Source organism: Streptosporangium sp. NPDC051022 (genome assembly GCF_040683035.1).
GTDB lineage: Bacteria > Actinomycetota > Actinomycetes > Streptosporangiales > Streptosporangiaceae > Streptosporangium.
In genome coordinates this window covers 1-18,133 of record NZ_JBFBCF010000023.1, presented here as the reverse complement: position 1 = coordinate 18,133, position 18,133 = coordinate 1, and the positions used below count along the sequence as shown (strand labels likewise).

16 protein-coding genes and 1 pseudogene are annotated in these 18,133 nt (G+C 70.9%); 16 read left to right on the top strand and 1 reads right to left on the bottom strand.

Annotated features, from left to right (window positions below):
* Window positions 1-22: 22 nt before the first annotated feature.
* The gene (locus AB0N02_RS30965; RefSeq protein ID WP_363953619.1) at window positions 23-946 is read right to left on the bottom strand and encodes a F0F1 ATP synthase subunit gamma; all 924 of its coding nucleotides are present in this window, start codon (window positions 944-946) and stop codon (window positions 23-25) included.
* Window positions 947-1,205: 259 nt separating this feature from the next.
* On the opposite strand from AB0N02_RS30965, the gene pyrR reads away from it, so the two are divergent.
* The 16 genes and pseudogenes from pyrR to AB0N02_RS30885 form a co-directional block, all read left to right on the top strand.
* Window positions 1,206-1,775: a bifunctional pyr operon transcriptional regulator/uracil phosphoribosyltransferase PyrR gene (gene pyrR / locus AB0N02_RS30960; protein ID WP_363953617.1), complete on the top strand. Its 570-nt coding sequence runs from the start codon at window positions 1,206-1,208 to the stop codon at window positions 1,773-1,775.
* Entirely contained in the window at window positions 1,772-2,704 is a 933-nt protein-coding gene (locus AB0N02_RS30955) for an aspartate carbamoyltransferase catalytic subunit (RefSeq protein ID WP_363953615.1), read from the top strand. The genes pyrR and AB0N02_RS30955 overlap by 4 nt, the downstream gene beginning before the upstream one ends.
* On the top strand, window positions 2,701-3,996 hold the full coding sequence (locus AB0N02_RS30950; protein ID WP_363953613.1) for a dihydroorotase: 1,296 nt from the start codon (window positions 2,701-2,703) through the stop codon (window positions 3,994-3,996). The genes AB0N02_RS30955 and AB0N02_RS30950 overlap by 4 nt, the downstream gene beginning before the upstream one ends.
* 133 nt (window positions 3,997-4,129) lie before the next feature.
* On the top strand, window positions 4,130-5,266 hold the full coding sequence (gene carA, locus AB0N02_RS30945; protein ID WP_363953611.1) for a glutamine-hydrolyzing carbamoyl-phosphate synthase small subunit: 1,137 nt from the start codon (window positions 4,130-4,132) through the stop codon (window positions 5,264-5,266).
* Window positions 5,259-8,579 carry a carbamoyl-phosphate synthase large subunit gene (carB, locus tag AB0N02_RS30940; protein WP_363953609.1) on the top strand — a complete coding sequence of 1,107 codons (3,321 nt, stop codon included), beginning with the start codon at window positions 5,259-5,261 and terminating at the stop codon, window positions 8,577-8,579. Before carA ends, carB begins: the two co-directional genes overlap by 8 nt.
* 107 nt (window positions 8,580-8,686) lie before the next feature.
* On the top strand, window positions 8,687-9,532 hold the full coding sequence (locus tag AB0N02_RS30935; protein WP_363953607.1) for a dihydroorotate dehydrogenase electron transfer subunit: 846 nt from the start codon (window positions 8,687-8,689) through the stop codon (window positions 9,530-9,532).
* On the top strand, window positions 9,522-10,496 hold the full coding sequence (locus AB0N02_RS30930; RefSeq protein WP_363953605.1) for a dihydroorotate dehydrogenase: 975 nt from the start codon (window positions 9,522-9,524) through the stop codon (window positions 10,494-10,496). The genes AB0N02_RS30935 and AB0N02_RS30930 overlap by 11 nt, the downstream gene beginning before the upstream one ends.
* On the top strand, window positions 10,493-11,206 hold the full coding sequence (gene pyrF / locus AB0N02_RS30925; RefSeq protein WP_363953603.1) for an orotidine-5'-phosphate decarboxylase: 714 nt from the start codon (window positions 10,493-10,495) through the stop codon (window positions 11,204-11,206). The genes AB0N02_RS30930 and pyrF overlap by 4 nt, the downstream gene beginning before the upstream one ends.
* A 186-nt stretch (window positions 11,207-11,392) precedes the next feature.
* Window positions 11,393-11,716, top strand: coding sequence for an integration host factor, actinobacterial type (mihF, locus tag AB0N02_RS30920; protein WP_012889515.1), 324 nt, complete (start codon window positions 11,393-11,395; stop codon window positions 11,714-11,716).
* Between the two features lie 194 nt (window positions 11,717-11,910).
* Window positions 11,911-12,483: a guanylate kinase gene (gene gmk / locus AB0N02_RS30915; RefSeq protein ID WP_363953902.1), complete on the top strand. Its 573-nt coding sequence runs from the start codon at window positions 11,911-11,913 to the stop codon at window positions 12,481-12,483.
* 13 nt (window positions 12,484-12,496) lie between these two features.
* Window positions 12,497-12,760, top strand: coding sequence for a DNA-directed RNA polymerase subunit omega (gene rpoZ, locus AB0N02_RS30910; protein WP_012889517.1), 264 nt, complete (start codon window positions 12,497-12,499; stop codon window positions 12,758-12,760).
* Window positions 12,761-12,768: 8 nt separating this feature from the next.
* Window positions 12,769-14,142, top strand: coding sequence for a bifunctional phosphopantothenoylcysteine decarboxylase/phosphopantothenate--cysteine ligase CoaBC (gene coaBC, locus AB0N02_RS30905; protein WP_363953600.1), 1,374 nt, complete (start codon window positions 12,769-12,771; stop codon window positions 14,140-14,142).
* A gap of 79 nt (window positions 14,143-14,221) precedes the next feature.
* Entirely contained in the window at window positions 14,222-14,590 is a 369-nt protein-coding gene (locus tag AB0N02_RS30900; protein WP_363953598.1) for a hypothetical protein, read from the top strand.
* 146 nt (window positions 14,591-14,736) lie between these two features.
* A complete protein-coding gene (locus AB0N02_RS30895; protein ID WP_363953596.1) occupies window positions 14,737-15,354 on the top strand; it encodes a TPM domain-containing protein in 618 nt (205 codons plus the stop codon).
* Window positions 15,355-15,651: 297 nt separating this feature from the next.
* A complete protein-coding gene (gene metK / locus AB0N02_RS30890; protein ID WP_363953594.1) occupies window positions 15,652-16,839 on the top strand; it encodes a methionine adenosyltransferase in 1,188 nt (395 codons plus the stop codon).
* Between the two features lie 929 nt (window positions 16,840-17,768).
* Window positions 17,769-18,133, top strand: a pseudogene (locus tag AB0N02_RS30885) (hypothetical protein); the annotation flags it as partial.

Sequence of the window (18,133 nt, the reverse complement as noted above, 5' to 3'; positions counted from 1 at the left end):
CCCGTCCGGCGCCGGCCGTCCCCTACCTCTCGGCGTTCGAGTGGGCCAGCGCCTCGGCGCCGCCCGTGATCTCGGTGAGCTCGGTGGTGATCTCGGCCTGGCGCGCGGAGTTGGCCCGGCGGGTCAGGTGCGCGATGAGCTCGTGGGCGTTCTCGGTCGCCGACATCATCGCCTGGCGCCTGGCGGCGTGCTCGGAGGCGCTGGACTCCAGCAGCATGCTCCAGATCCGTCCCCTGACGTACTGCCGCAGCAGCAGGTCGAGCACGACCCCCGGGGACGGCTCGAACTCGTACGGCGGCAGCGGGGCCGGGATGGACCCCTCGCCGCCCCCGCCGATCTCCATCTCCTCCAGTTCGAGGGGCAGGATCCTGAGCACCCGGGTCTGCTGGTTCAGCATGGAGACGAACTCGGTGAAGACGACGTGCACCTCGCCGACCCCGCCCTCCCGGGTGGGCATGTCGAAGGCCTCGACCAGGGTCTGGCCGATCTCGGCGGCCACCTCGTAGGTCGGGCGGTCGGACAGGCCCACCCACTCCCGTTCCGTCCTGCGGCGCCGGAAGCGATAGAAGTCGACCGCCTTGCGGCCGCACAGGTAGAACGTCGGCTCCTTGTCCTGCTCGCGCAGGAGCGCGCTGAGCGCGTCGCCCCGGCGCAGCGCGTTGTTGTTGAAGGCGCCGCAGAAGCCCCGGTCGCTGGTCATCACCAGCACGGCCACCCGGGAGGTGTCCGGCCTGCGGTTGAGCAGCGCGTAGTTCATGTGGACGCCGTGGCTGACCAGGATGGAGGCGGCCCTGGTGATCTCCCTGGCGTACGGCCTGGCGGCCTCCAGGTGCTGGCGGGCCCTGGGGATCCGCGAGGACGCGATGAGCTCCTGGGCGCGTGTGATCTTGGCCGTCGACGTGACGGACCTGATGCGCGCGCGGATCGCGCGGAGCTCTGCGCCCATGGTGGTTCCCCGAGATCTCCGGCGGGGGCGGGATGCCCCTTCCCGATGGCCCTGCCCCGGAAGGCCTGTCGCTACGGTCGATGAAGGGCCAGGTTTTGCCAATCAACCAGCCCTCAGGGGCTTATGCTCCTTATGTCATGTTTTGTCCCCGTTAGGGAATCAAGGGGCTGATTCTGAGGCACCGCCCTCCGGCTGCTAACGTGAGGGCGTCGGCTTCCTTTAAGCCCCGTCCTGTGAGGCGGGAAAGGTGGTGTTTTCTTTGGCTGATGCGATTTCGCATGCCCGCGGCAGCGCACGAGCGGTCCTCGAGGGACCTGACATCAACCGGGCGCTGATCCGCATCTCCCACGAGATCCTCGAGCGCACCAAGGGTGCCGAGGACATCGTCCTGCTCGGGATCCCCACGCGAGGGGTCTACCTGGCACGCCGCCTGGCCGACCAGATCAGGCAGTTCGAAGGCCGCTCGGTGCCCGTCGGCTCCCTCGACGTCACGATGTACCGCGACGACCTGCGCCTGCGCCCCGCCCGCGCGCTGGGCCGCACCGAGCTGCCCGCCGACGGCATCGACGGCAAGATCGTCGTCCTCGTCGACGACGTCCTCTACTCCGGCCGCACGGTCCGTTCCGCGCTCGACGCGCTCAACGACCTGGGCCGCCCGCAGGCCGTGCAGCTCGCCGCCCTGGTCGACCGCGGCCACCGGGAGCTGCCCATCCGGGCCGACTACGTGGGCAAGAACCTTCCCACCTCCAAGTCCGAGATCGTCAAGGTCTACCTGGAGGAGAACGACGGCCGCGACGCCGTCCTGCTGCTGAAGGAAGACGACAAGTGAAGCGGCACCTGATCTCGGCGGCCGACCTGAGCCGCGACGACGCCCTGCTGATCCTGGACACCGCCGACGAGCTGGCCAAGATCTCGGAACGTTCCATCAAGAAGCTGCCGACCCTGCGCGGCCGTACCGTGGTGAACCTCTTCTTCGAGGACTCGACCCGCACCCGGATCTCCTTCGAGGCCGCGGCCAAGCGCCTGTCGGCCGACGTCATCAACTTCTCCGCCAAGGGCTCCAGCGTCTCCAAGGGCGAGTCGCTCAAGGACACCGCGCTCACCCTGGAGGCCATGGGCGCCGACGCCGTCGTCATCCGGCACAGCGCCTCGGGCGCGCCGCACCGCCTGGCCGCCTGGGTCAGGGGCAGCGTCGTCAACGCCGGTGACGGCACCCACGAGCACCCGACCCAGGCCCTGCTCGACGCCTTCACCATGCGCCGCCGCCTCGGCGCGCTGGACGGCAGGAAGGTCACGATCGTCGGCGACGTCCTGCACAGCCGGGTCGCCCGCTCCAACGTGCTGCTGCTGGCCACGCTCGGGGCCGAGGTGACGCTGGTCGCCCCGCCGACCCTGCTGCCGGTGACCGTCGCCTCCTGGCCGTGCGAGGTCTCCTACGACCTCGACGCCCTGCTGCCCAAGTCCGACGTGGTGATGATGCTGCGCGTGCAGCGGGAGCGGATGAACGCCGCTTTCTTCCCCACCGAGCGGGAGTACAGCCGCCGCTACGGTCTCGACTGCGATCGCGTCGCCAAGCTGCACGACGACGCCATCGTGATGCACCCCGGCCCGATGAACCGGGGAATGGAGATCGCGGCCGAGGTGGCCGACTCACCGCGCTCGACGATCGTCGAGCAGGTCGCCAACGGGGTGACCACCCGCATGGCCGTCCTTTACCTGCTGCTCGGCGGCGCCGACCTCGGAGGAGAGATCCAGTGAAGACCATCGTCATCAAGGACGCGAGGATCCTCGGCGGCGAGCCGGTCGACATCCTGATCCGCGACGGCGTCGTCGCCGAGATCGGCCAGGGGCTGAGCGGCGACGAGACGGTCGACGCGCGGGGCCTCATCGCGCTGCCCGGCCTGGTCGACCTGCACACCCACCTCCGCGAGCCGGGCCGCGAGGACGCCGAGACCGTCGAGACCGGCACCCGCGCCGCCGCGCTGGGCGGCTACACCGCGGTGCACGCCATGGCCAACACCCACCCGGTCGCGGACACCGCGGGCGTCGTCGAGCAGGTCTGGCGCCTGGGCCAGGAGGCGGGCCACTGCGACGTCCGCCCGGTCGGCGCCGTCACCGTCGGCCTGGAGGGCGAGCGCCTCGCCGAGCTGGGCGCGATGGCCGACTCGGCCGCGCGGGTCCGCGTCTTCTCCGACGACGGCAAGTGCGTCTCGGACGCGGTGCTCATGCGCCGCGCGCTGGAGTACGTCAAGGCCTTCGACGGGGTGGTCGCCCAGCACGCCCAGGAGCCGCGCCTGACCGAGGACGCGCAGATGAACGAGGGAGCGGTCTCCGGCAGGCTCGGCCTGACCGGCTGGCCCGCGGTCGCCGAGGAGGCGATCATCTCCCGTGACTGCCTGCTCGCCGCGCACGTCGGCTCCCGCCTGCACGTCTGCCACCTGTCGACCGCGGGCTCGGTGGAGATCGTCCGCTGGGCCAAGTCCAAGGGCTGGGACGTCACCGCCGAGGTCACCCCTCACCACCTGCTCCTCACCGACGACCTCGTCGAGGACTCCCCGGTCGGCTCCTACAACCCGATCTACAAGGTGAACCCGCCGCTGCGCACCCGCGCCGACGTGGAGGCGCTGCGCGCGGCCCTGGCCGACGGCACGATCGACTGCGTCGCCACCGACCACGCCCCGCACCCGGTCGAGGACAAGGAGACCGAGTGGGCCGCCGCGGCCATGGGAATGATCGGCCTGGAGACGGCGCTGTCCGTGGTGCAGGAGGCCATGGTCGAGACCGGGCTGCTCGACTGGGCCGGTGTCGCCGACCGCATGTCCCACGCCCCGGCCAGGATCGGCCGGGTCGCCGACCACGGGCAGCCGATCGAGGTCGGGGCCCCGGCCAACATCACCCTCTACGACGCCGGGGCGCGCGCCGAGGTCGACCCCGCGGGCTACGCCTCCAAGAGCCGTAACACGCCCTACGAGGGCAGGACCCTGCCGGGCCGCGTCGTGGCGACCTTCCTGCGCGGCAGGCCGACCGTGCTGGACGGAAAGCTCGCGTGACGCCGCCTCGCCGAGTCGCGGCCGCCCTGCCCGCCGGGCGCGTCGCCGTCCCACATCATGGAGACGCACCCCTCGGGTGTGTCAGATATTTCATACTTTGCGAAGCATTGACCGAGATGAGCGGGGTGTTTGAGTGACCGCAGTGCTAGTGCTGGAAGACGGCCGTGTCTTCCACGGGACCCCCTACGGCGCCGAGGGCGAGACCTTCGGCGAGATGGTCTTCAACACCGGGATGACCGGCTACCAGGAAACCCTCACCGACCCCTCCTACCACCGCCAGATCGTCGCGATGACCGCGCCGCACATCGGCAACACCGGGGTCAACGACGAGGACCCCGAGTCCTCGCGCGTGTGGGTCTCCGGCTACGTGGTCCGGGAGCCCGCGCGGGTCTCCTCCAACTGGCGCGCCACGCGCTCCCTCGACGACTACCTCAGGGAGCAGGGCGTCGTCGGCATCGCCATCCCCGGCACCCGGGCCCTCACACGTCACCTGCGCGAGCGCGGCGCCATGCGCGCCGGGATCTTCTCCGGCGAGACGCTCGCCCCGGTGGAGGAGCTTCTCGAGCGGGTCCGCAACAGCCCCGCCATGGAGGGCGCCGACCTGGCCGAGGCGGTCTCGACCGCCGAGCCGTACGTCGTCCCGGCCATCGGGGCCAAGCGGTTCACCGTCGCGGCCGTCGACCTCGGCATCAAGGCGATGACCCCGCACCGGATGGCCGAGCGCGGCTGCGAGGTGCACGTCCTGCCCGCCTCCAGCACCGCCGAGGACATCCTCGCCCTGAACCCGGACGGGGTGTTCTTCTCCAACGGCCCCGGCGACCCGGCCACCGCAGACCGCCAGGTCAAGGCGCTGCGCGGGGTCCTGGACGCGGGCAAGCCGTTCTTCGGCATCTGCTTCGGCAACCAGATCTTCGGCCGTGCCCTCGGCCTGGGCACCTACAAGCTGCGCTACGGCCACCGCGGGGTCAACCAGCCGGTCCAGGACCGCCGCACCGGCAAGGTGGAGATCTCCGCGCACAACCACGGCTTCGCCGTACAGGCCCCGCTCGACGGGAGCTTCGACACGCCGTACGGCCCGGCGGAGGTCAGCCACGTCAACCTCAACGACGACTGCGTCGAGGGACTGCGGCTCATCGACCGCCCCGCCTTCAGCGTCCAGTACCACCCGGAGGCCGCGGCCGGCCCGCACGACTCCGCCGGGCTGTTCGACCGGTTCTGCGCGCTGATGGAAGAGAACACGAAGACGACGGAGGGCAGCAAGGGTGCCTAAGCGCACGGACATCCAGTCGGTCATGGTGATCGGCTCAGGGCCGATCGTGATCGGGCAGGCCTGCGAGTTCGACTACTCCGGCACCCAGGCCTGCCGCGTGCTGCGTGCCGAGGGCTTCCGCGTGATCCTCGTCAACAGCAACCCGGCCACGATCATGACGGACCCCGAGTTCGCCGACGCCACCTACGTCGAGCCGATCACCCCGGACATCGTCGAGAAGATCATCGCCAAGGAGCGCCCCGACGCGCTGCTGCCGACCCTGGGCGGCCAGACCGCGCTGAACACCGCGATCGCCCTGCACGAGGCGGGTGTCCTGGCCAAGTACGGCGTCGAGCTGATCGGCGCCGACGTCGACGCCATCCAGGCGGGCGAGAACCGCGAGATGTTCAAGGACATCGTCGCCAAGGTCGCCGCCGAGCGCGGTCTCAACGCCGAGTCGGCCCGCTCGTTCGTCTGCCACACCATGGACGAGTGCGTGGCCGCCGCCGGCGAGCTCGGCTACCCGCTGGTGGTGCGGCCCTCCTTCACCATGGGCGGCGTCGGCTCCGGCTTCGCCCACGACGAGGAGGAGCTGCGCAGGATCGCCGGCGCCGGCCTCGACGCCTCGCCGACCACCGAGGTGCTCCTGGAGGAGTCCATCCTCGGCTGGAAGGAGTACGAGCTGGAGGTCATGCGCGACAGGGCCGACAACGTCGTCATCGTCTGCTCCATCGAGAACCTCGACCCGATGGGCGTGCACACCGGCGACAGCGTCACCGTGGCCCCCGCGCTGACCCTCACCGACCGCGAGTACCAGAACATGCGCGACGTCGCCATCGCGGTCATCCGCGAGGTCGGCGTCGACACCGGCGGCTGCAACATCCAGTTCGCGGTGAACCCGCGCACCGGGCGCATGATCGTCATCGAGATGAACCCGCGCGTCTCCCGCTCCAGCGCCCTGGCCTCCAAGGCCACCGGCTTCCCGATCGCCAAGATCGCGGCCAAGCTGGCCATCGGCTACACCCTGGACGAGATCCCCAACGACATCACCAGGGAGACCCCGGCGTCGTTCGAGCCCTCGCTCGACTACATCGTGGTCAAGGTGCCGCGCTTCGCCTTCGAGAAGTTCGCCGGGGCCGACCAGACCCTGACGACCCACATGAAGTCGGTCGGCGAGGCCATGGCCATCGGCAGGTCCTTCCCCGAGGCCCTGCAGAAGGCGCTGCGCTCGCTGGAGAAGAAGGGCGCGACCTTCACCTGGGCCGGGGAGCCCGGGGACAAGGACGCGCTGCTGGAGGCCTGCCGGACCCCGCACGACGGCAGGCTGCACACCATGCAGCAGGCCATCCGCGCCGGGGCGAGCGCGGCGGAGCTGTTCGAGGCCACCGCCGTCGACCCGTGGTTCCTGGACCAGCTCTACGCCGTCGACGAGGTCGCCGCCGAGTTGCGCGAGGCCGCCCAGCTCACCGCCGAGGTGCTGACGAAGGCCAAGCGGTACGGCTTCAGCGACGTGCAGATCGCCGAGCTGCGCGACATGTCCGAGGCCAGGGTCAGGGACCTGCGCCACGCCCTGGGCGTGCGCCCCGTCTACAACACCGTGGACACCTGCGCCGCCGAGTTCGCCGCCCGGACGCCCTACCTCTACTCCACCTACGACGAGGAGAGCGAGGTCCCCTACGGCGACCGCCCCAAGGTCCTCATCCTCGGCTCGGGCCCCAACCGGATCGGCCAGGGCATCGAGTTCGACTACGCCTGCGTGCACGCCTCCTTCGAGCTGTCGGCCGCCGGATACGAGACCGTCATGGTCAACTGCAACCCGGAGACCGTCTCCACCGACTACGACACCTCCGACCGGCTCTACTTCGAGCCGCTCACCCTGGAGGACGTCCTGGAGGTCGTCCACGCCGAGCAGCAGACCGGCCCGGTCGCGGGCGTCATCGTCCAGCTCGGCGGCCAGACCCCGCTCGGCCTGGCCCAGGCGCTCAAGGACGCCGGAGTGCCGATCGTCGGCACCTCGCCCGAGTCGATCCACCTGGCCGAGGAGCGCGGCGCGTTCGGCCGGGTCCTGGCCGAGGCCGGGCTGCCCGCGCCCAAGCACGGCACCGCGGTCACCGTGGACGAGGCGCTGGCCATCGCCGACGAGATCGGCTACCCGGTGCTGGTACGGCCCTCCTACGTCCTCGGCGGCGCGGGCATGGCCATCGTCTACGACGACGAGACGCTGACCACCTACATGGCCAAGGCGGGCGCCGCCAGCGACCACCCGGTGCTGGTGGACAAGTTCCTCGACGAGGCCGTCGAGATCGACGTGGACGCCCTGTTCGACGGCGAGGAGCTCTACCTCGGCGGCGTGATGGAGCACATCGAGGAGGCCGGGATCCACTCCGGCGACTCGGCCTGCTCGCTGCCCCCGATGACGCTCGGCGGCTACGACATCAAGCGCATCCGCACCGCCACCGAGGCCATCGCCCGGGGCGTGGGCGTGCGCGGCCTGCTGAACGTGCAGTACGCCATGTCGGCCAACATCCTCTACGTGCTGGAGGCCAACCCGCGGGCCAGCCGTACGGTGCCGTTCGTCTCCAAGGCCACGGCGGTGCCGCTGGCCAAGGCGGCGGCCCGGGTGATGATGGGCGCGACGGTGGCCGAGCTGCGCGCCGAGGGCATGCTCCCCGCGGAGGGCGACGGCGGCACCCTGCCGCTCGACGCGCCCATCGCGGTCAAGGAGGCCGTGCTGCCGTTCAACCGCTTCCGCGGCGTCGACACCGTGCTCGGCCCCGAGATGCGCTCGACCGGCGAGGTCATGGGCATCGACGAGTTCTTCGGCACGGCCTACGCCAAGTCGCAGGCCGCCGCCTACGGCTCGCTGCCGACCAAGGGACGGGCGTTCGTCTCCGTCGCCAACCGCGACAAGCGTGCGATGATCTTCCCGGTCAAGGCGCTCGCGGACCTCGGCTTCGAGATCATGGCGACGGAGGGGACGGCCGAGGTGCTGCGCCGCAACGGAGTCCATGCCAAGATCGTGCGCAAGCAGAGCGACGGAACGGGTCCCGAAGGGGAGCCGACCATCGGCAGGCGCATTCTGGACGGCGAGGTGGACCTCATCGTGAACACGCCCTTCGGCAGCCCCGGTCAGTCCGGGCCGCGGCTGGACGGCTACGAGATCCGCACCGCCGCCGTGCTGCGGGGCATCCCCTGCATCACGACCGTCCAGGGACTGGCCGCCGCGGTTCAGGGCATCCAGGCCATCGTCCGAGGTGACGTGGGCGTACGGTCGCTCCAGGAGCACGCGGAGCGGCTGAAGGGACGAGTGAGCGGAGTGGGCGGCGAGGTATGAGCCGTCCGCGTAGCGAGCGAGGAGCCGAACGCGACCGTGAACACGACACGCCTTACGGGGTTGATGCCTAAGCGGAGGTGAGGGAGACGCCTGTTACTCCGGTACAGGTGACGGGCACGGTGCTGACCACGCGCCGGGTCGACGCCTATCATGCGCTGACCGTGGTCGCGCCCGGCATCGCCGAGCGGTTCAGGCCGGGACACTTCGTGTCGGTGGCCGTAGGCGGACCGCAGACGTCGATGCTGACGCGCCGTGTCTTCTCCGTCCACGACGTCAAGCCCGACTACGGCGGCACGGTCGAGTTCGTCTTCACCGTCGGCGGGCCCGGCACGGCCTGGCTGGCCGAACGCCGCGCCCGCGACACGCTCGACCTGGTCGGGCCGCTCGGCAGGCCGTTCCCGCTGCCGCGCGACCCGGTGACCTGCGTGCTGGTCGGCGGCGAGTACGGCTCGGCGACGCTGTTCACCGTGGCCGACGCGCTCCAGCAGCGCGGCTGCCGGGTCGACTTCGTGCTCGGCGCGGCCTCGGCCGACCGGGTCTTCGGCGCGCTGCGCGCCCGCAGGATGGGGGAGACCACCACCCTGACCACCGAGGACGGCTCCCTGGGCATGCGGGGCAGGGTGACCGACGTGCTGCCCGGCGTCATCGCCGACGTCCGGGCGGACGTGGTCTACGCCTGCGGCCCGATGGAGACGCTGCGCGGCGTCACCGCCGTGGCCGTCGAGTTCGACATCCCGGTCCAGGTGGCCGTGGAGGAGCGGATGGCCTGCGGGATCGGCGTGTGCATGACGTGCGTGCTGCCGGTCATCGGAGACGACGGTGTCACCCGGATGGTGCGCTCGTGCGTCGAAGGACCGGTCTTCCGGGGCGAGCGCGTCCGCTTCGACGACGTGGGGACGATCCCGTTCGACGCGCTCGGAGCGCCGGGTGGGGGAACACGGAATGTCGGTTGACATGCGGACGTACCTGGGGCACGTGGAACTGGTCAACCCGATCACCACGGCCGCCGGGTGCGCCGCCTCGGGCTCCGAGCTGGCCCAGTTCTTCGACCTGGGCCGGATCGGCGCGCTGACCACGCGGTCGATCACCATGGCCCCCAGGGCGGGCCGTCCGACGCCCAGGGTGGCCGAGACGCCCTCCGGCATGCTCAACGCCGTAGGGCTGCAGGGGCCGGGCGTGGACGCCTTCCTGGAGCGCGAGCTGCCCTGGCTGGCCCAGCGGGGCGTCAAGACCGTGGTCTCGATCGGCGGCGGGACCGTCGCCGAGTACACCGCGCTGGCGCGCAGGCTCACCGACGCGCCCGGCGTGACGGCCGTCGAGGTCAACCTGTCCTGCCCCAACATCGAGGACAGGGGCCGGGTCTTCTCCCGCGACGGGGCCGCCTCGGCCGAGGTGATCGCCTCGGTGCGCTCGGTCATGCGCTACGACGTCCCGGTGGTGGCCAAGCTGTCGCCGGACGTGGTGGACATCGTGAGCGTCGCCAGGGCGTGCGTGGACGGGGGCGCGGACGCGCTCTCGATGATCAACAGCCCGATCGGCATGAGCATCGACACCGAGGCCATGCGTCCCGCGCTCGCCGCGGTCACCGGGGGGCTGTCGGGACCGGCCATCCGGCCGCTGGCCGTACGCTGCGTATGGCAGGTCCACGCGGCGCTGCCCAGCGTGCCCATCATCGGCATGGGGGGCGTGCTGACCGGCAGGGACGCCTTCGAGCTGGTCCTGGCGGGCGCGTGCGTCGTCGCCGTCGGCACGGCGCTGTTCCACGACCCCTACGCCTGCCTGCGCGTCCTGCGGGAGCTTGAGGAGCTTCTGGCCGCGCGGGGTTTCCATCGGCTGGCCGACGCCGTCGGGCTGGCCCATCGCCCGCCGGGGGCTTCCACCCGGCACCGGATAGATCTGGAGGAGAGTTCCCTGTGACGCCCGCACCCATCGCCGTCGCTCTGGACGCGCCCGACCTGGAGACCGCGGCCCGCTGGGCGAGCATGGTCACACCGCACGTCAGCACCGTGAAGGTCGGTCTTGAACTCTATCTCCGCTACGGCCCCGATGTGATCGCCTCGGTCCGGGGCGCGAGCGGCGTCCAGGTCTTCCTCGACCTCAAGCTCCACGACATCCCCAACACGGTCGCCGGCGCGGCCAGGTCCGTGGCGCGGCTCAAGCCCGCCATCCTGACCGTCCACGCGGCGGGCGGCCCCACCATGATCAAAGCCGCGGTGGACGCGCTGCCCGGCACCCAGATCGCGGCCGTGACGGTGCTCACCTCGCTCTCCGAGGCCGACCTGGAGCGGATCGGCGTGGCGGGCTCCCCCGGCGACGCCGTGCGCCGCCTGGCGGTGCTCGCCGTCGACGCCGGCGCCCAGGCCCTCGTGTGCTCGCCGCATGAGGTCGCCACCGTGCGCGCAGAGGTCGGGCCGGACATCACCCTGATCACTCCCGGCGTTCGCCCCGCCGGCGCCGAGAGTCAGGACCAGGCAAGAGTAGCGACTCCCGAGAGGGCTTTGGCCGACGGGGCCGATCTTCTCGTGATCGGCCGCCCGATCACCGGCTCCGCGGACCCCGGGGCGGCCGCCGCGGGAATCGCCGCGGCGCTCCGCCGAGCCCTCTCGCCCGCCGACCGCGGCGCCTGATCCAGGCCCCCAAAAACGCGGAGTTGAGGGTCGTTTCGTCGACACTCGGCGACTTTTGCGCTACACAAAGTGACGAAGTAGATTTTCTAAGGGAAGAAACTGGTCTTGACGTTGCTTGAAACGCGATGACCAGCTAGTTTCCCTTCCCGTCCGAGTACATCGACAGGAAATTCGAGGTGACCCGGCGTGGCTCTTCCTCCCCTTACCCCTGAGCAGCGCGCCGCAGCCCTAGAGAAGGCTGCCAAGGCCCGCCGAGAGCGTGCCGAGGTTAAGAACCGCCTGAAGCACGGCGCTATCTCTCTGGCTGAGGTGCTCAAAGACGGGCAGGCTGACGACGTCATCGGCAAGATGAAGGTGTCGGCTCTTCTGGAGTCGCTCCCCGGCGTGGGCAAGGTCCGCGCCAAGCAGCTGATGGAGCGGCTCGGCATCGCAGAGTCCCGCCGCGTGCGGGGTCTGGGCGCCAACCAGAGGGCGTCGCTCGAGCGTGAGTTCGGCGGGGCCGAGAGCTAATCTCGGTTCAAGACACACGCTCGTCCGCATCCGCGGAAACGGCATCACGGGGGGTTTTGGAGTTGGTCGGAACGTCGTGGCCCGGTGGGAACCGGGCTCCGGAGGAAACCGCTGAGAGCGGGTCCGGCGGCTCCACATCCCCGGTCGCAGGTCCGGAGAGGGCGCGAGCCCTCCCCGAGCCGACCGGCAATCGCCTGACGGTTCTCTCAGGGCCGTCAGGCGTCGGCAAGTCCACGGTCGTCGCCGAGCTTCGGCAGGCACACCCCGAGGTGTGGCTGTCGGTCTCGGTGACCACCAGGAAACCCCGCCCGGGGGAGACCCACGGGGTCGAATACTTCTTCGCCGACGACGAGGAGTTCGACCGCCTGGCCGCCTCGGGCGAACTGCTGGAGTGGGCGGAGTTCGCGGGCAACAGGTACGGCACGCCGCGCGGCCCCGTGCTCGAGAAGCTCGCCGACGGGGTTCCCACGCTGCTCGAGATCGATCTCCAGGGGGCACGTCAGGTCCGCGCGACCATGCCCGAGGCCCTGCTGGTCTTCCTGGCCCCGCCGACCTGGGAGGAGCTGGAGAAGCGCCTGAGGGGCAGGGGCACGGAGCCGGAGGACGTCATCGCCCGGCGCCTCGCCGCGGGCCGGATCGAGATGGCGGCCGAGCAGGAGTTCGACCTCACCCTGGTGAACACATCCGTCCAGGACGTATGTCACCGGCTGATAGCCTTGTTGGCTGATGCTCCCGAGGCTTCGAGCCCCGGACGTTCACCTAGCTAGGGGAAAACACAACGTGGCAACGAACGCGGCCTATTCCGAAGGCATCACCAACCCGTCGATCGACGCCCTGCTCGACATCGTCGACAGCAAGTACAGCCTCGTGATCTTCGGTTCCAAGCGCGCCCGCCAGATCAACGCCTACTACTCCCAGCTCGGCGAGGGCCTGCTGGAGTACGTCGGCCCGCTCGTCGAGACCCACGCCCAGGAGAAGCCGCTGTCCATCGCGCTGCGCGAGGTCAGCGAGGGTCTGCTCACCTCCGAGCCGATCGAGGGCTAGTCCCACCCATGCGGACGCCTGGCGAGGGCACGGAGGACACGAAGGACACGCCCGGAGCCGGCTCCTCCGAGTCCGGCTCCCTCTCTTTCCCCCCGGAGTCCTCCTCCGAGCGGCGGGTGCCGGGCGGCGACTCCCCGGTGGCGGAGCCGGCGGTCCCCGGCCGGCGTCGCGGACCGGCGGTCGTCCTGGGGGTGAGCGCGGGCATCGCCGCCTACAAGGCGTGTGAGCTGCTGCGCCTGTTCACCGAGTCGGGCCACGACGTCCGCGTCGTCCCCACCAGGGAGGCCCTGCGCTTCGTCGGCGAGCCGACCTGGGCGGCGCTGTCGGGCAATCCCGTGACGACCGACGTCTGGGACTCCGTGCACGAGGTGCCGCACGTCCGCATCGGTCAGGGCGCGGACCTGGTGGTGGTCGCCCCCGCCACCGCCGACGTGCTCGCCAAGGCCGCCCACGGGCTGGCCGGAGACCTGCTGACCAACACCCTGCTCACCGCGCGCTGCCCGGTGGTCTTCGCCCCCGCGATGCACACCGAGATGTGGGAGCACCCCGCGACCCGCGCCAACGTCGCCACGCTCCGCGAGCGCGGCGCGATCGTCATCGAGCCCGCCGTCGGCCGCCTGACCGGCGCCGACACCGGACGCGGACGGCTGCCCGAGCCCCGGGAGATCTTCGAGATCTGCCGCGGGGTCCTGTCGGGCCGGCCCGCCGACCTGTCGGGCCGCCACCTGGTGATCTCCGCCGGAGGCACCCGCGAGGCGATCGACCCGGTCCGCTTCCTCGGCAACCGCTCCTCGGGCCTGCAGGGCTACGCGCTGGCCCGTACGGCCCTGGCCCGCGGCGCCGAGGTGACCCTGATCGCGGCCAACGTCGCCCTGCCCGATCCGGCGGGCGCGACGGTCGTCCGGGTCGAGTCGGCCATGGAGCTGCGCGAGGCCGTGTTCGAGGCGATCGAGGACCCGGCGAAGGCCGTGGACGGGGTGGTCATGGCCGCCGCCGTCGCCGACTTCCGGCCGGCCAGGCGGAGCGGCTCGAAGGTGAAGAAGACTTCGGCCGAGCCTGACCCTATCTATTTGGTGAAAAACCCGGACATTCTTGCCGAGCTGGGGGAGCGTCGCCGGGCCGGGGTCAAGCCGTACCCTCACGTCATCGTCGGGTTCGCCGCCGAGACCGACGACGTGCTCGCCAACGGGCGCGCCAAGCTCGCCCGCAAGGGCTGTGACCTGCTGGTCGTCAACCAGGTCGGGGAGAACCTGGCCTTCGGCACGCCGGACAACGCGGCGGTGGTCCTGGCGGCCGACGGCGATCCGGTCGAGATTCCGCGCGGTCCCAAGGAGGCTCTCGCCGACGTGGTCTGGGACCTCGTCGCCGAACGTCTCGCCTGATCCGCTTGATGGAGATCCTTTTGCGGCGGATACTGCGTCCGGAGTGACCTGGAACGTTACGCCCGGGAGGGTTTTGACCATGCCGGTGTCTGCCGTCGTCAGGGCACGGTGCCGCGCCCTGCTCCCCCCTGGGGAGGACATCCGCTACATTCTGCCCGCCTTGTCGGTGAACTCGCCGGGCATGGCGACCTTCCTCATCGTGGTCACCGACCGGTCGATCCTGGTGCTGTCCACCAAGTTCTTCGACCGCGACATGCCGAACTCGGTCTACGCCACCCACGCCCGGCGGACCAGGCTCGGCCCGGTCGAGTTCTCGGCGGGCGCGGCCATCGAGCTGGACGGCATGGTGTTCGAGATCGACGAGGAGTACGCCGCGGTGATCGGCGCCGCCGACGCGGAGGTCTTCGCGCCGGAGACGTTGCCCCCCGACCCGCTTCCCGACCTCTGATCCGTCCCCGTCCGGATCCGCTTCCGGCCGGTTCCCCCTCGTGTCCTCCCCGCGCCGTGCCCGATGCGTGTGCACTTCTTCTCAATTGGGGATAAAAGGGATAAATCCGTCAAAGTACTTTTCGGGGGTTGACGGGGGATTCTTGGATGCCGCACATCGTCCGGGTTCTCGTCGTGCTGCTGTCCGTCGTGTTCCTGCCGGGCCTCGCGGCCCGCGGGGACCGTACGGCCCGCGCCGATCCGCCCGTTCCCGTCTCCCGGCCCGTGACCGACGGGGCCGGGGTGCTCGGCGACCGCCGGGCCCAGGTCGAGGCGGCCGTCGCCGGGCTGCGGGACCGGTACGGGGTTCGCCTCTACGTCGTCTACGTCGGTGACTTCTCCGGGCTGCCGGCGAAGGAATGGGCCTCCCAGACGGCGCTGCGCAGCCGTCTGGGCAGGTTCGACCTGCTGCTGGCGGTCTCCGTCGGGCAACGCCGCTACGCGGTCTCCGCCGACTCGCGTTTCCCGCTCTCGGCGGGAGAGCTCGACGCGGTGGCCGCGACCGCGATCGAGCCCGCGCTGCGCCGCGGCGACTGGGCGGCCGCGGCCACCGGCGCCGCCGCGGAGTACGGCGCGGCGCTCGCCGACCACGGCAAGATGTTCGCCGAGATCGGCGCGGGCCGCGGGGCCCTCGCCGCGCTGTCCGGCCTCGCCGCCCTCGTCCTGGCGGCGTCGCTGTCACCGCGGTGGCGCCGGATCCGGCGTCACCGCCCTCGCCGCCCGTAGCCGGAACCCCCGTGAACGGCGGGCGCCGTCGCCGGCGGGGAAGCGGGGAGCCCTGGACGTCCGCAGGGGCGACACGGGTCCGGTGGCGCCGTGAGACCCGCCCCGCACGGCCGATCGGCGGGAGAGAACGCGTTTGCGGACCGGCTGCACGGCCGTCTTCCCGGTTTCGGCTCGCCGGATTCAACGCAGTTTCGCGGCGCCGCTCCAGGTAAGGCTAGAATTCGGCGAGCGCTACTGGTGTCGTGCCGACGCCAGAGCCCCCGAACGCCAGCAGCCGCTGCATGAGGAGCCACTGACTTGTCCCGTCGCCTGTTCACCTCCGAGTCGGTCACTGAGGGCCACCCGGACAAGATCGCCGACCAGATCAGTGACGCGATTCTCGACGCCATGCTCAAGGGTGACCCCAAGAGCCGTGTCGCCGTCGAAACGCTGATCACCACCGGTCAGGTCCACGTCGCCGGAGAGGTGACGACGGAGACCTACGTCGACATTCCCGGCCTCATCCGGGAGAAGATCCTCGAGATCGGCTACGACGCCTCCCACAAGGGCTTCGACGGCGCCTCCTGCGGCGTGTCGGTGTCCATCGGCGCCCAGTCGCCCGACATCGCCCAGGGCGTCAACGACGCCTACGAGGCCCGTGAGGGCGAGGGCTCGGACGAGCTCGACCGCCAGGGCGCGGGCGACCAGGGCCTCATGTTCGGCTACGCCTCGCGTGAGACCCCCGAGCTGATGCCGCTGCCGATCCAGCTGGCCCACCGCCTGGCCGAGCGCCTGTCGGAGGTCCGCAAGAACGGCACCGTCCCCTACCTCCGCCCCGACGGCAAGACCCAGGTCACCATCGAGTACGACGGCGACAAGCCGGTCCGCCTCGACACCGTGGTCGTCTCCACCCAGCACGCGGCCGAGATCGACCTCAAGGAGATGCTCGCCCCGGACATCAAGGAGCACGTGGTCGACCCGGTGCTCGCCGGCCTGGAGATCGCCACCGAGGGCTACCGCCTGCTGGTCAACCCGACCGGCCGTTTCGAGATCGGCGGCCCGATGGGCGACGCCGGCCTGACCGGCCGTAAGATCATCGTCGACACCTACGGCGGCATGGCCCGCCACGGCGGCGGCGCCTTCTCCGGCAAGGACCCGTCCAAGGTGGACCGCTCGGCCGCCTACGCCATGCGCTGGGTCGCCAAGAACATCGTGGCCGCCGAGCTGGCCGACCGCGCCGAGGTCCAGGTCGCCTACGCCATCGGCAAGGCGCACCCGGTCGGCGTTTTCGTCGAGACCTTCGGCACCGAGAAGGTTCCGGTCGAGAAGATCCAGGAAGCCGTGCTCAACGTCTTCGACCTGCGCCCGGCCGCGATCATCCGCGACCTCGACCTGCTGCGCCCGATCTACTCGGCGACCTCCGCCTACGGTCACTTCGGCCGCCCCGAGTTCTCCTGGGAGGCCACCGACCGCGCCGAGGCCCTGCGCACCGCCGCCGGCCTCTGACCGGAGCACCCTGACAGCCGGCACGGTTCACCCGTGCCGGGGAGAGCCCCCGCGAGATCCCTCGCGGGGGCTCTCCCGTTTCCTCCGCCACGCTCCCTTTCCCTCTCCGCCGTACTGTCCCCTTCGCCCCACCCTGTTCCCGTGCTCCCGCCGGACTTTCGCCGGACCGTCCACTCGCTGTGACACCGTGCCGCCGTGTCGACGTGGCCGGAGACGACGGCCACTCGACGGCCACCCGACCGCCGGCCTCCGCCGGCGCGCGGTCGTCCCCCTCCTCAAGGGGGTGCTCACGGACGACCGCGACGGATGACGCACGGGAGGAGGGCGGGCGATCCGCGCTCCGGCCCCGCGGGGCCCGCCGGACCGGGTCGCCGGAGGGCCGCGCGGGCCGTTCCCGCGTCAGTGAGAAGGAGCCTCGGGGGCGGCGTGACGCCGGTGAGCCGCCTTCCACGTCCACACATTCAAGACGTGACCTTTCCTCCACGGCTCGGTGGAGTTTTTCGCCCCGTCGCCATGTGGTCGGCGGCAGAGATTTTTATGGTTTCACGGGGAAGGTGAAAAGTCGTTGCCGATTTACGTACGACTGTTGCCGGGTTCCGTGTCGCCTGACGCCGGGTCGTCGGCGACGGCCGGCGGGTGATGCCGCGGTGGTCGCGGGCGGTCGGAGGAGTCATCTGACATGGGATTTCTCGATGAGGTTCCGGCGGTGGCGGCGGTGTGGACCGGTGGCGCGGCCCGGGTGGTGAGCCCGGCGACGAGCCGGGGAATTCCCCGGCTCGTCGCCGGGGGGCGTCTGGATCTCGAAAAGGGAAAGCCTGGAGAAAAGCCGTGCTTTGGCTGCGCGCCCGCGCTTCATATAACACACACTTGTATAAGAACTGCGCGCATCTCTTCTCCGCACGTCCTCACTCGGCAGAAAGAGACACCAAGTGGAGTTTCGTATTCTCGGTCCGGTCGAGGTCCACGCCGGCTCCGGGCGGCTGGACCTGGGTCCCCGGATGCACCGGCTGCTGCTGGCCGTCCTGCTGGCCGAGGGGCGCCTGATCACCACCGACCGGCTCATCGACCGCCTGTGGGACGACGACCCGCCGCTGTCGGCGCGCGACCTGCTGCACGGCTACGCCAGCAAGCTCCGCGCCCGCCTCAACGGCGCCGTCGCCGACGGCGCCACCGCCGACCTCACCGCCGGCGTCACCGGTGTCGGCGCCCTGGAGGCCTGCGGTGCCACCCCGGTGGCCGGGCAGATCATGCCCAGGTACAGCCGCGGCTACCTCGTCCACGCCGCCCGCGGCAG

Excerpts from the sequence above, each read along its gene's own strand:
- AB0N02_RS30965 (WP_363953619.1), bottom strand. The coding sequence starts at position 946 with ATGGGCGCAGAGCTCCGCGCGATCCGCGCGCGCATCAGGTCCGTCACG.
- AB0N02_RS30930 (WP_363953605.1), top strand. The coding sequence starts at position 9,522 with ATGTCGGTTGACATGCGGACGTACCTGGGGCACGTGGAACTGGTCAAC.
- coaBC (WP_363953600.1), top strand. The coding sequence starts at position 12,769 with ATGCGGACGCCTGGCGAGGGCACGGAGGACACGAAGGACACGCCCGGA.
- AB0N02_RS30900 (WP_363953598.1), top strand. The coding sequence starts at position 14,222 with ATGCCGGTGTCTGCCGTCGTCAGGGCACGGTGCCGCGCCCTGCTCCCC.
- AB0N02_RS30895 (WP_363953596.1), top strand. The coding sequence starts at position 14,737 with ATGCCGCACATCGTCCGGGTTCTCGTCGTGCTGCTGTCCGTCGTGTTC.